Raw genomic sequence first — 13005 nt, 5'->3', positions numbered from 1 at the left:
GCGCCGATGATGCGGCGTGGCGAGATGCTAAGCTAGCGCACAGATCAGCATCCGGATATGAACATGATTCACAGCTCGAACCGGCGGCCGACCGGTGCTTCCGCCCGCGCGAAGCAGGGCACGGCGGCATTGCCCGCCGCCGCGCCGGCGCCCGGTGCGCGGCCGCCGCTCGCGAGCCTCGAGACGGTCTGCACGGTCGCGCGCGAGGGTTCGTTCCTGGCCGCGGCCGACGTCTCCGGCGTTACGCACGGCGCGATCAGCCGGCGCGTGGCCGCCGTCGAGAACTGGCTCGGCCTGAGATTGTTCGAACGTCATGCGCGCGGCGTGCGCCTGACGCCGGACGGCCAGCGCTTCGTCGGCCGGATCGAACAGGCGTTCGCGATCATCGACAGTGCGGCCGATCAGTGGCGCTCGCCGCGTGCGCCGCGGCTGGTCAGAATGAGCGTGGTGCCGGCGTTCGCGCAGCTCTGGCTGCTCGAGCGCCAGCATGCGCTGGAGAGCGCGGCGCCCGCGTTGCGGATCGAGCTCGGCATCGATCTGCGCAACGTGGATATCGCCGGCGGGGAAGCGGATCTGTCGATCCGGTACGGGCGCGGCAATTGGCGTCAGCTCGAAACCCGCGCGTTCATGCCCGAGCGGCTCTATCCGGTCGCGCATCCGCGGCTCGCCGCGCAACTGGCGACGGCGCGCCGCCGGCGCGGCGATGCCGCGCTGCTCGACCTGCCGCTGCTGCACGATTCCGACGTGACCGGCTGGCGCACGTGGTTCGATGCGTTGGGCGTGCCGTTCAAGCCGCGCGTGCAGGATCGCCGTTTCGAGGATTACAACCTCGTGTTGGCCGCGGCCGAGGCGGGGCTCGGCGTCGCGCTCGCGCGCGTGCCGCTCGCCGATGCCTATCTGAAGCGCAGCGAACTCGTGCGCGTGAGCCGGCACGAGGTCGATTCGGTGCTTCGCTATTACTTCGTCCACGCGAAGGGGGAGAATCGGCCGGAAGTGCTGGCGTTGATGGATCGAATGCGGGCGGCGGTGGAAGAGGGCGGCTAGCCCGGGACGGTATGCGATGACGGCCCGCCGCGGCGGCCCGTTTGGACGATGGAAGCGGTTCGCGATACGCGGCACTAGGCCGCGGGTGCCGGATCGACGACAATGCGACCGCGAAAGCGATGAGAGGAAGAGATGAACGTGAATCGAACATGTATGCAGTCGTGGGGATGTCCAGGAGGGCAACGATGAACAGGCCAGACAAATCGTCGAAAGCGCGTGCCGCGCTCGATCAGCTGTTTTCGGGCATGGCGCCCACGGACGAGACGCGCACGTCGCGTCCGGGCAATCCGTTCGAGGCGAGCGCGGGCGATGCCTCCGCCGACGGGCGTGGCGGGATCGAAGTCACGCTGTCGACCCGGATCCAGTTGCGCGGCTATCCGAATGCGAACGCATTCATGAAGCGCATGGCCGAAGCCTGGGGGCTGGAATGGGGGATGTACGACAGCGTCAAGGCCATCGCGACGCTGCCGGCCGGATGGCGGGCGCGCCGGCTTCCGGACGTCACGCAGATCGTCGACGGACGCGATGTGCTGCGCGCGGAGAGCAGCCTGCAGGGCGGCGAGATGTCGTACCTGAAAGTGCATCCGCGGTATTACATCGATGCGCGTAAAGGGTTCGGCTGGGGCAAGTCGTCGAAGGCGTCCGACGATCCGGATCTCGACGGCCCCGACTGGAACTGCTTCGTGGTCGATCGCGAAAAGTCCGTCGAAGTGCACGAACTGACGACCTCGTCGCTGAAAGCCGACATGGACAATGCGCGCGCGACGCTGCTGAAGTGGCTCGACGAGAACTATCCGAAACATCGCGATCCGTTCGCATACTGGACGGATTGCGAACAGGCATCGTGACGATGCGCGGCTGCTCCACCCGGTATCGCGGGCACGCGTTACGCGACCGGCGCCGCAGCGAACGGCGCGCATGCCGCTGCGACGCATCGGCCGGTTGCGATGGGAGCGTCGATTGAAACGGGCCGGTGTCGTCCCGGTGTTTTGGGCCGCGTTCGGCGCGGCGGTCGGCTCGACCGTCGTCGAGCTGCTGCTCTGGCCGATCGTCGGCGAGGACGCCATCGGGAACCTGTTGCGCGACACCCGGCTCACCGCGGCCATCGTGATGGGGCCCGGCGTGCTCGGCGCGTCCGCCGGCTTCGATCCGTGGGTCATGGCGGTGGCGAGCGTCGTGCATCTGGCGCTGTCGCTGGCCTATGCGGCGGTGCTGGCGACGGTGATCCGCACCCTGTCGCTTACGGCGGCGCTGCTCGCAGGCGGCGCGTTCGGCCTCATTCTGTACGGCGTCAACCTGTACGCGTTCACCACGATTTTTCCGTGGTTCATCCCGGTTCGCGGCGCGGTCACGCTCGTGGCCCATCTGGTATTCGGGATCGCGGCTGCGGCTGCTTACCGTTTCGCGACGCGTTAGGCCGCACGCCGCACGCCGGCTAGCGGTTCCCCGCATCGATCATTTGCACCGGACCCCTGGAATAACCGGATGCGCCGCATCGTTTAGCCGTCAGGAGACCCTGTTCGATGCGGCGGCGCGTTGCGGCCGCGTGGTGAATCGTGCGCGAACGATCCGGTCTGGCGTGCGGGTCGAGCCGCGCCGGCGACCGAATGGTCGGGGGCAATCAGGCAGGAGCCGATCATGTGCAACTGGTTTCGATCCGGGATGGGAATCGTCTGTCTCGGCTGTTCCGCGGCGGTCTTTGCGCAAACGTACGACGATCTGGCGGACAACACGGCGAACTGTCGTGCGGTCGTCGCGCAAGCGAACATCGACGGCACCGAGCAGCAAATCGTCGGGCGTGCGTGCCTGCAGGACGACGGCACGTGGCAGTTCGTGCAGCTTCCCGACGGTAGCATTCCATGGTATCCGGTGGCGGACTATCCGTATGCCGACCTGTGGTACTGGGGGCCGCCGCTATTCATCGGTGCAGGCGTGGGCTTCGTCTTCGTCGATCGCTTGCACCACTTCCACCATTTCCACCACGTCGATCACGTTGGCCCGTTCAACGGGATCGAGCATCGCCGCTTCGGCATGCCGATCGGCGCGGGCTTTCACCATGGCGCGTTCCCTGCCGGCACTGCCGGCACCGCGGGGCGCGGATTCGGCGGCATGCATTCGTTCGGCGGCGGGGGCGGACTCGGCGGCATGCGGCGACGTTAGGCGGTGCGGTGATTCCGGGCCGATCCATCGTCGCTGGAGCGGCGGTCAGTCGAGCCGCCCGCGCAAGTCGTCGAATGGAATCATCACGTGCGTGCGATACGCGGGCCGCGCTTTCAGCCGTTCGTACCACGCTTGCACGTGCGGGATGTCCGGCCGTGCGATGTCGAGTTCGAAATAGCGGTACAGGTGCGTGCCGGCCGCGATGTCGGCGAGCGTGAGCGTGTTGCCCGCGAGAAACGGCTGGGTGGCCAGCACCGCATCGAGCTGCCGGAAATACTGCGCGCACTGCGCGATGCTCTGCTCGACGCGCGCCGTGTCGCGCTGCTCGGGCGGCGTGCGGTAGTAGCCGCGGAACACGCCGTTCAGGAACGTCGGCTGCAGCGCAGTCTGCGACCAGTCCATCCAGCGGTCGGCGCGCGACTGTTCGGCCGGATCGTCGTGCCAGAAGCCGGGGCGGCCGTAACGCGCGGCGAGGTAGCGCAGGATGCTGTGCGATTCCCAGACGACCGTGCCGCCGTCGTCGATCACGGGGACGCGCCCGTGCGGGTTCATCGCGAGAAAACCGGGCGTGTCGAGCACGCCGAACTGCCCTCCTGCCGGCCCGTGCCGGTGCGCGAGCGCGAGTTCGTCGACGAGCCACATCACCTTCTGGACGTTGAATGCATTGCGGCGCCCCCATATGGTCAGCATGCCGGCCTCCTCGTGTCGTGCGCAACGGGTACGCGGACAGTGTAAACGCCGCAGGCGCGCACCACGGTGCGCGCCTGCCGGCTGTCGTCGTCGTTGCCGCAGTCGTGCGGCGACGCGATCAGAACTTGTGGCGAATCCCGACGATCGCGAGTTCCTGCGTATCGGTGCCGGAATTCACACCGTACGAGCCGACCGACGCGGCGGCCTTCACGACCGCGCCGTTCGCATTGAGCGTGTTGCCGCTCGCCTTCTGGTAGCCGAACAGCGCATACAGGTCGGTGCGTTTCGACAGCGCGTAGTCGGCGCCGAGGTTGACCTGGTTGTAGTGCGCGGAAGCCGGGCCCGTGAGCGACGTGTAGTTGTAGCCGACGCCCGCGCGCAGTGCCGGCGAGAACTGCCAGTTGAAGAACGCCGAACCGTTGTTGAATTTTGCGTTCTGGCGGAAGGCCGACAGCGTGTCCGCGCCGTACTGCGTATTCGAATACGCGAGGCCGAAGGTGGCGGGCCCGACCACGTACTGGCCGGCCACGCGCACGATCTGGATCGACTTCGCGCTCGAGAAGCCCTGGTTGATCACGGTGTTGAACAGCGTGTCCGAGCTGCTCGACCACGTGCGTACGCCGTTCGCGACGGTGGAGCCGCCGTTCGCGTAAAAGAAGCCGGTGCCGAGCGACAGCGGGCCGTTCGCGTAGCTGGCGCCGAAGCTGTACGTGCGGCCGCTGCCGGTGGCGCCCGCGACGCCGCCGAAGCCGTACAGCCCCTCGAACTGGAAGCCCGAGATCAGCGGGCTCGTGTACTTCACCGAGTTGCTGACGCGCAGGCTGTTGTCGTAGTTGTCGAGGTCGCCCGGCGTCGCGAACACGCCGCCGAAGTAGTTGTCCTGCGTGAGACCCTGCACGAGATCGACGACCGGGTCGTACTGGCGGCCGAGCGTGACGGTACCGTACGTGCTGCTCGACAGGCCGACGACGGCCTTGCGGCCGAACTCGCGCGAGCCCTGGCCGAGCGCGCCCGTGCCGACGTTGAAGCCGTTTTCGAGCTGGAACAGCGCGGCCAGGCCGCCGCCGAGATCCTCGGTGCCGCGCAGCCCCCAGCGGCTGCCCGACAGGTTGCCGCTGCTGAACTTGACGAGGTTCGACGCGTTGCTGCCGTTCGCGTTCTGCGCGTTGTGCACGTACGCGATGCCCGCATCGACGATGCCGTACAGCGTGACGCTGCTTTGCGCGTGAGCGCCGGCGGCATGGAGCGCGGCCGGCAGCGCGAGCAGTGCGAGTGAACGGATCTGTTTCATTGTTGGATTCCCCCGTTGGTCGATTGGTCTGACGAGTCGGTGAACGATACGGACAGCGCGTCGTCGAGGGAACCAATAAATTGTCGGATCGTTATGAGGCGAGGGTGGAGATGGGTGCGCGCGCAACGGACGTGCCGCGCGATTCCGGTGCGTGATTACCGGCGAGTGTGGCCCGATACGAACAGGTACGGCTGCGCGGCGTTCAATGCGTCGTCCGCTTCCGGCTGCTACGGAAAAGACCTTGTCACCGTCACGATCTGTCGACGAATACACGGGACCGAGTCGCTAGCCACGTCGCGGGCGGCGGCGATTTCTGTCTCAGTTGCAGTTCAATCGGCCATCAGCTCTTTTCCAGCTGTTTCCGGCAGGAAGAGCGTGCCGACAAAGAAGAGCGCATACGCGCCGATCGAGAAAAGCGCAATTGATGTCGAAAACCCGAGCTTCGGCGCCAACTGGCCCACCAACCAGGGGCAGAGCGCACCTGCACCGCGCCCGAAGTTATAGCAGAAGCCTTGCCCGGATCCGCGAAGCCGGGTCGGATACATCTCGGTCAGAAACGCGCCCATGCCAGAGAAGTAACCGAATGCCAGGAAGCCGAGTGGAAAACCGAGAACCCACAGCACGGGGCCGGAAAGTGGAATCAGCGTATAGCAAAACACGATCAACATGGCGCCTGCCGAAAAGGCGAGGAAGAGCTTTCGCCGGCCGATGGCATCGGCCAGATATGCGCCGGCGAGATAGCCGATGAACGAGCCGAAGATCAACGCACCAAGATAGCCGCTAGAGGCGTTGACAGCGACATGTCGTTCGGTCGCCAGATAGTGAGGCAACCACGTCATGATCGCGTAGTTCCCGCCCAGGCCACCCGTCGTGACGAGCGAAGCGGTGACCGTGCTCCTGATATGGGATCGACCGAAGATTTCCCAGAATTTCGGGTGACTGCCCTGCGCGGCCAGTCGTGCTCGGCTTTGGCGTGAAACCGCCGGCTCTTCGACATATCGGCGCACGTACAGAACCAGCAACGCGGGAACGGCTCCGATGGCGAGCATCCAGCGCCATGCCTCAGCCGGCGAAAACAACGAATACATTGCCATTTGCGACAGGACAGCGAGCCCCCATCCGACGGCGTAGCCCGACTGCACACATCCGACTGCTCGACCGCGGTATCGGGCCCGGATTACCTCGCCGATCAATACTGCGCCTGTTGCCCATTCGCCGCCAAAGCCGAGTCCCAGTAACGCTCTCGCGACGATCAGCTGATTGAAGTTTTGTGCAAATGCGCAGACGAGGCTGAAGAACGAGAACCAGACGATGGTGAGCTGCAGAGTCTTGACGCGTCCGATTCGGTCGGACAGCAGCCCGGCAATCCATCCCCCAACGGCGGACGTGACCAGCGTGATGGTCGCAGCCAGTCCTGCCTGTCCTGCATCCACTTTCCAAAGGGTCATGATGGTACCGAGGATGAGCGGAAACATTAAGACGTCCATGCCGTCGAGCGTCCACCCTACCGCGCAACCCCAGAACGTACGTCGCTCCGGGACTGTCATGCCGCGATAGAAGGCCAAAAGGCCCGCGCTCTCGCCTTCCTTGTACTGCTGTGCTTCAGCGTGACTCACGTCTTCCTCCAATGGCAATCCGAATTTCTTTTGTCGGAGATATATTCTCCTTTGGAAGAGTAAACTAGCAGATGCAAATATCAGCGGCAAGCGACCCTGCTGCACGTAAACCCGGGGCGAGGCAGATCGGGAGGGTGGAGGTTGAAGATATGCAAGCACGTTACGACGTGCCATTCATGTCGCGGATGAATCCGGGGGCGCCGGGATCTTGTTGCGCGGCTCGTGCTGGGGACCGTCGGTCAGTTGACACGCGAAGTCCGATTTATGCATTGACTATCTTCGATAGGAGATCTATTCTCCGAATGCTTCAAGAGGTAATACCGCGGGCATCTTCTTGGACTGCCGATCGCAGACAAGCGGGGCCACCCGAGGAAATCGGACGCAAGTTGTGCGTGGGCCGTCACATTATATTTTGTAGTCCATATTGAATGTCTGCGTCATCGATCGGTACCGGCACGAGCGACAACAGGGAACTGTCGGCGCCGATCCGTGGTTTCTCTTCAACAGGATCATCGAAGGAGCTAGCTATGAGCATCAAGTTGCACAATCCGGCCAGCATTGCACCGCCGTTCTCCTGCTACAGTCACGGCGCTTCGGCGTCCGGTGACGCTCGCTGGCTGTATGTTTCCGGACAAGTGGGCGTCACGACGGACGGTGTTGTTCCGGACGACCCGGAGAAGCAAATCGAGCTGGCCTGGGATAACCTCGTGGCGGTGCTGGCCGATGCCGGGATGACCGTGAAGGATCTGGTCAAGGTCGATGGCTTTATCACGAGCCCGGACCTCGTCCCGTTCTATCGAAAGGAGCGCGAGCGGCGATTTGCGGGGCACGCTGCCGCTACTACGATGGTGATCGTTGCCGGATTGGCCGAACCCAATCTCCTTGTGGAGATTCAGGCCGTCGCGGCCCGCTGACGCAATTTCATCCCGATCGAGCGACGGACAGCCTTTGATCTGTGTTCGTCGCCCGATCAAGCGCTTAGCCCGAACAGACTGTCAAGCCACCTTGATCTGTTGCGGTACCGAGATTCCATCGATTCTCGCAGGAAGCTGCGGTGTGCCACGAACATCCGACCACAAATACGTTGTGGGCCGTGTACTGCCTGACGGCCGCGATGCCCGAACGACGAGGCGCGATGGCACTAGGCGCGGCGAGAAATGACCATGAAATAGCCGCATGGCTCCGCCGTCTGATTGACGAAAGAATGCTCGACATCAGCCTGGAAGAAGAGCGAGTCGCCTGGTCCCAAATATTCTTTCTTCGCCCTGAACTCCACAACGAGATTTCCGATCGTCACGACGATCTGCTTTTCCGTTCCGGACGGGTAGGCCGGAAGCCAGCCAGTCGTGACGCCGGGAGGAAGATAGTGATAGATGAGCTCCACGCGGCCGCCGCCTGTCGCCGGTGAAACGATGTGGCGTTCGAATCCCGTTTCGGGGTCGCGAAAGATCGGACGTGCCGCCTTGCGCATGACCACCGTATTGTCTCCGGGCAGATTTCCCCCGACAAGTTCGGTCAGCGATGCCTGAAGACTGTGCGCGATTCTCGTTGCGATGCCGATCGTCGGGCTCTTCTCTCCACGTTCGACTTTGGAGAGCATTGCACGACTGACCCCGGAGCGTTGCGACAGTTGCTCCAGGGTCAGTCCGGCAGCTTCCCGCAATCCGCGGACACGGCCTCCAAAGGCGCGCGAGAGCGAGTCGTTCTCGTCCGATGCGCTCAATTCGGTGTCTTGTCCCTGCTGCATAGTCCCTTTCCGGTGGTAAGTCGAATCAACAAGAGGATATTATCCTCCACCATAGAAGAAGCAATCAAGCGTTGTAGACAGCTTCTATCCTGATGCGTCCCCCGGTAGCGTGATCGCCCGATGGTTCCCCGACGGGTATGAGCAGCGAGCGGGCAATGATGCTCCAGAGAGAAAAGGTGGCCGGCTAGCCAGCTCCGGCCCGTATGTAAAGCGCCTCCGCAACCGGGGGCGCGGATTTCCGGTGATCTCGGCCGACGATCCAGCGCCAATCATTCGACGAATAAGGCGATGGCTGTGCACGCAAACCCTGCCTTGCGATGATCTTCGAAAGAAGATATGTTTCTTATATCGATCGTGATGATCGCACTGACACCCTCCGGTCCCGATGGTTGGACTATGACTCATCAGGACCACGAGCCATCGAAGCGGACTTCTGAACTCACGAAACGGCCTTGGGGCTTTCGAGTACGAAGATGGGCTACTGCTGGTCCATATATATATTAGGAATCCATAACTATTTCGCCGAAGCCAACAGGACCACTAGAACGCTGGCAGTAACGCGGTTGCCCCCGTCCGAGATTGGTTGGCTTGCAGTGTGTGGCGATAACCGGATTTTGTTTCAGGAGGCAACATGACTCAGTCGGTCGAACAACTTCTCGAGCGGGATCGCGCTCACTTCATGCATCCGTCTACGCACGCGTACGACCACGAGACCGGTGCGCTACCCGGGAAGATCGTGCGGGGCGGTGAAGGCATCCGCATCGAGGATCACCAAGGCAAGCGTTATATCGATGCGTTCGCGGGCCTTTACTGCGTGAATATCGGCTACGGCCGCACGGAGGTTGCCGATGCGATGCATGAGCAGGCGAGGCAGCTCGCGTACTACCACACGTACGTCGGTCACTCGTCGGACGTGATCATCGAGCTGTCGTCGCGCATCATCGACTGGGCACCGGCCGGGATGAAGAAGATCTACTACGGAATGTCGGGGTCCGATGCGAACGAGACGCAGGTCAAGATCGTCTGGTACTACAGCAACGTGCTCGGTCGGCCGAACAAGAAAAAGATCATTTCGCGCGAGCGCGGCTATCACGGCTCCGGCATCGTGACCGGTAGCCTCACGGGCCTGCCGAGCTTCCACCAGCATTTTGATTTGCCGATCGACCGCGTGAAGCATACGGTGTGTCCGCACTGGTATCGCAAGGCGCCGGCCGGCATGAGCGAAACGCAGTTCGTTGCTTACTGCGTGGACGAGCTCGAGAAGCTGATCGCGCGCGAAGGCGCCGATACGATTGCAGCTTTCATCGGCGAACCCGTGATGGGCACCGGCGGGATTATCCCGCCTCCTGCCGGCTATTGGCCGGCAATCCAGCAGGTACTGAAGAGGCACGACATCCTGCTGATCTGCGACGAGGTCGTATGCGGGTTCGGGCGTCTCGGGTCGAAGATGGGCGCGCAGCACTTCGGGATCGAACCGGATTTGATCACGGTCGCTAAAGGCCTCACGAGTGCGTATGCGCCGCTGTCGGGCGTGATCGTGGGCGAGAAGGTGTGGGACGTGATCGCGCGCGGCTCGCAGGAGCATGGGCCGATGGGGCACGGGTGGACGTATTCGGGCCACCCGGTCTGCGCGGCCGCCGCGCTGGCGAATCTCGCGATACTCGAACGCGAGAACCTGGTGGATAACGCCGCCCAGGTCGGTTCCTACTTCAATTCGAAGTTGCGCGAAGTGTTCGGCGCTCATCCGCTGGTGGGTGAGGTGCGCGGCACCGGCATGCTGGCAGCGCTCGAATTCATGAAGGACAGGGAGGCCCGCGAGCCATTCGATCCGGCGCTCAAGATCGGTCCACAAGTTGCCGCGGCGGCGCTCCGGAGAGGCCTGATTGCGCGGGCTATGCCGCATGGAGACATTCTCGGCTTCGCTCCGCCGCTGGTGATGACGAAAGACGACGCTGACGAGATTGTTGCGCTTGCGAAGCAGGCGGTAGATGAGGTTGCGGACCGGACGGTGGCGAATCGCGACTGATACCAATGTCGACGCCTGAGAGGCAATTGCTCGGGCAATCGAGTCTGAACAACGAGTTCTTTCGTTTCGCAAGCCGTGCAAGCGAGCGGTTCTGGAATTTGCACTGGGTTGCGGTCCTGATCTGGATGAAGTTTTCCGTATTGAACGGAGGCAGTGATGCCGAAGAGTGATGAAGTAATCGTCAGTTTTCGAGGGGTAAGGAAGACCTACGACGGCGAAACGCTGGTCGTCAAATCGCTCGACCTCGACATCCACCGCGGGGAATTCCTGACGCTGCTCGGGCCGTCGGGCTCCGGCAAGACGACCTGCCTGATGATGCTCGCCGGCTTCGAATTCCCGACCGGCGGCGAGATCCGCCTCGACGGCGAGCTGCTGAACACCGTGCCGCCGCACAAGCGCAACATCGGCATGGTGTTCCAGAACTACGCGCTGTTCCCGCACCTGACGGTCGAGCAGAACGTCGCGTATCCGCTGACCGTGCGCAAGCTGCCGGCGGCCGAGCGCGTGGAGCGGGTCGCGCACGCGCTGAAGATGGTGCAGATGGAGCGCTTCGCGAAACGCTACCCGGCGCAGCTGTCGGGCGGCCAGCAGCAGCGCATCGCGCTCGCGCGTGCGCTCGTGTTCGAGCCGAAGCTGGTGCTGATGGACGAGCCGCTCGGCGCGCTCGACAAGCAGTTGCGCGAGCACATGCAGTACGAACTGAAGGCGCTGCACGAAAAGCTCGGCGTGACCTTCGTGTACGTGACGCACGACCAGGGCGAGGCGCTGACGATGTCCGATCGCGTCGCCGTGTTCGACAAGGGCATCGTGCAGCAGCTCGACACCGTCGATCGCCTGTACGAATCGCCGTGCAACGAATTCGTCGCGAACTTCATAGGCGACAGCAACCGCTTGCTTGGGACCATTGCGTCGGCAAATGGCGATTACTGCGAGTTGCGTCTCGACGATGGCACTCGACTGCTCGGCCGCAACGTAGCCGGCGCCGCAGCCGGTGCTCCAGCCGTTGCATGCATCCGGCCAGAACGCATGAGCGTGATGTCCGGCAACGCCCGGTCGAGCGGTCGATCAGGCAATGAGCTCGCAGGCGAGGCGCGCAGCCTTGTCTATTTCGGCGATCACGTGCGCATGCGATGCGCATTTCAAGGCCAGGACGAGTGCTTCGTGAAGGTTCCGCTTGGTACGGGTGCCGTCGAATCATTCGCTCCGGGTGCCCCTGTAACGCTTGCCTTTGCGCCCGAACATCTGCGCGTGTTTGCGTAGATGCAGCCTGCCGGTTTTCAACAGATCGTCGTTAACAACAACCGCTCATTTTCACCGCGAGAGGAGAAGATAGATCATGAATCACGCAAGTCTTGTGGAGCGTCGTGCGGGGTTTGCACTCGCACTGGCGTTGTCCGCTGCGTCGGCATCGGCGGCCGAGGTAACGGTCGTCAATTTCGGTGGCAGTTGGGGGCAGGTGCAGAACGTCGCTTTCAACCAGCCGTTCGAAAAAGCGACAGGCAACAAGGTGACCGTCGTCGAGTACAACGGAGAACAGGCGAAAGTGAAAGCGATGGTTGAGGCGAAAGCCGTCAACTGGGATCTGGTCGAAGTCGAGTCCGGTGAGCTGGACCGCGGGTGCGATGAAGGGCTGTACGAGAAGCTCGACTGGTCGAAAGTCGCGAAGAAATCGGACTTGATCCCGGAGTCGCCCACCGTGTGCGGAGCGGGCTTCGTTGTATGGTCGATGGCACTCGCTTACAACGCCGACAAGCTCAAAACGCCGCCCGTGAGCTGGGCCGACTTCTGGGACGTGAAGAAATTCCCGGGCAAGCGGTCAATGCGAAAGGGGGCGCGTTTCAATCTCGAGTTTGCGCTGATGGCCGACGGCGTCGCACCGAAGGACGTGTACAAGGTGCTGGGCACGAAAGCTGGCCAGGACCGTGCATTCAAGAAGCTCGACGAGTTGAAGCCGTACATCCAGTGGTGGGAAGCGGGCGCGCAGCCGCCGCAGTTTCTCGTCGCCGGGGATGTGGTGATGTCCACTGCATTTAACGGGCGTATCGATGCCGCACAACGCGAGGGCCAGAACCTGAAGGTCATGTGGAACGGCAGCATCTATGACCTGGACTATTGGGCGATTCCGAAAGGTTCGCCGCGCAAGGCACTGGCTGAACAGTACATTGCGTACACGCTGACGCCCAATGTGCAGGCAGCGTTCGCACATCGGATCGCCTATGGTCCCGCGAATCTTGCGGCACTCAAGTCGCTCGATCCGAAAATTCTCGCGAATCTGCCGAACTCGCCTACGAATGCCAGGAACGCGGTGCTACAGGACATTCGCTTCTGGACCGATCACGGAGACGAGCTCGAGCAGCGCTTCGCCGCGTGGTCCGCGAAGTAATCTCGTGCCGTTTCGATGCAACTTGTCGCGCGGCGTTGCATGTCGTCG

12 protein-coding genes are annotated in these 13005 nt (G+C 62.9%); 8 read left to right on the top strand and 4 right to left on the bottom strand.

Going from position 1 to position 13005, the window contains the following annotated elements; translation table 11 throughout:
* Nucleotides 1–57 precede the first annotated feature (57 nt).
* The 4 genes from WJ16_RS19750 (at nucleotide 58) to WJ16_RS19735 (ending at nucleotide 3204) form a co-directional block, all read left to right on the top strand.
* Nucleotides 58–1044, top strand: a complete 987-nt coding sequence (locus WJ16_RS19750; protein WP_069258725.1) for a LysR substrate-binding domain-containing protein — start codon at nucleotides 58–60, stop codon at nucleotides 1042–1044.
* Nucleotides 1045–1229: 185 nt separating this feature from the next.
* Nucleotides 1230–1892 carry a nitroreductase gene (locus tag WJ16_RS19745; RefSeq protein ID WP_069258724.1) on the top strand — a complete coding sequence of 221 codons (663 nt, stop codon included), beginning with the start codon at nucleotides 1230–1232 and terminating at the stop codon, nucleotides 1890–1892.
* A 112-nt stretch (nucleotides 1893–2004) separates the two neighbouring features.
* The gene (locus WJ16_RS19740; protein WP_069258723.1) at nucleotides 2005–2460 is read left to right on the top strand and encodes a sodium:proline symporter; all 456 of its coding nucleotides are present in this window, start codon (nucleotides 2005–2007) and stop codon (nucleotides 2458–2460) included.
* A 222-nt stretch (nucleotides 2461–2682) separates the two neighbouring features.
* Nucleotides 2683–3204 carry a hypothetical protein gene (locus WJ16_RS19735; protein WP_069258722.1) on the top strand — a complete coding sequence of 174 codons (522 nt, stop codon included), beginning with the start codon at nucleotides 2683–2685 and terminating at the stop codon, nucleotides 3202–3204.
* 45 nt (nucleotides 3205–3249) lie between these two features.
* On the opposite strand, the gene WJ16_RS19730 is transcribed toward WJ16_RS19735, so the two are convergent.
* From WJ16_RS19730 to WJ16_RS19720, 3 genes are all read right to left on the bottom strand, one after another.
* On the bottom strand, nucleotides 3250–3894 hold the full coding sequence (locus tag WJ16_RS19730; RefSeq protein ID WP_069258721.1) for a glutathione S-transferase family protein: 645 nt from the start codon (nucleotides 3892–3894) through the stop codon (nucleotides 3250–3252).
* 118 nt (nucleotides 3895–4012) lie between these two features.
* A complete protein-coding gene (locus tag WJ16_RS19725; RefSeq protein ID WP_069258720.1) occupies nucleotides 4013–5185 on the bottom strand; it encodes a porin in 1173 nt (390 codons plus the stop codon).
* 329 nt (nucleotides 5186–5514) lie between these two features.
* Complete coding sequence (locus WJ16_RS19720) at nucleotides 5515–6813, bottom strand: MFS transporter (protein WP_418219857.1); 1299 nt, start codon at nucleotides 6811–6813, stop codon at nucleotides 5515–5517.
* Nucleotides 6814–7328: 515 nt separating this feature from the next.
* Here WJ16_RS19720 and WJ16_RS19715 point away from each other — a divergent pair.
* Complete coding sequence (locus WJ16_RS19715) at nucleotides 7329–7715, top strand: RidA family protein (protein ID WP_069258719.1); 387 nt, start codon at nucleotides 7329–7331, stop codon at nucleotides 7713–7715.
* Nucleotides 7716–7942: 227 nt separating this feature from the next.
* Here WJ16_RS19715 and WJ16_RS19710 read toward each other — a convergent pair whose 3' ends face one another.
* The gene (locus WJ16_RS19710) at nucleotides 7943–8548 is read right to left on the bottom strand and encodes a helix-turn-helix domain-containing protein (protein WP_069258718.1); all 606 of its coding nucleotides are present in this window, start codon (nucleotides 8546–8548) and stop codon (nucleotides 7943–7945) included.
* A 631-nt stretch (nucleotides 8549–9179) separates the two neighbouring features.
* Between WJ16_RS19710 and WJ16_RS19705 the strand changes: the two genes are divergently transcribed.
* The 3 genes from WJ16_RS19705 (at nucleotide 9180) to WJ16_RS19695 (ending at nucleotide 12957) form a co-directional block, all read left to right on the top strand.
* Entirely contained in the window at nucleotides 9180–10574 is a 1395-nt protein-coding gene (locus WJ16_RS19705) for an aspartate aminotransferase family protein (RefSeq protein ID WP_069258717.1), read from the top strand.
* A 156-nt stretch (nucleotides 10575–10730) separates the two neighbouring features.
* Nucleotides 10731–11834: an ABC transporter ATP-binding protein gene (locus WJ16_RS19700; RefSeq protein WP_069258716.1), complete on the top strand. Its 1104-nt coding sequence runs from the start codon at nucleotides 10731–10733 to the stop codon at nucleotides 11832–11834.
* Nucleotides 11835–11910: 76 nt separating this feature from the next.
* Nucleotides 11911–12957, top strand: coding sequence for an ABC transporter substrate-binding protein (locus WJ16_RS19695; RefSeq protein WP_069258715.1), 1047 nt, complete (start codon nucleotides 11911–11913; stop codon nucleotides 12955–12957).
* Nucleotides 12958–13005: the final 48 nt, after the last annotated feature.

The organism is Burkholderia metallica (assembly GCF_001718555.1).
Lineage (GTDB): Bacteria > Pseudomonadota > Gammaproteobacteria > Burkholderiales > Burkholderiaceae > Burkholderia > Burkholderia metallica.
The sequence above is the reverse complement of the archived record's forward strand: the minus strand, read 5'-3'. Positions and strand labels throughout refer to the sequence as shown.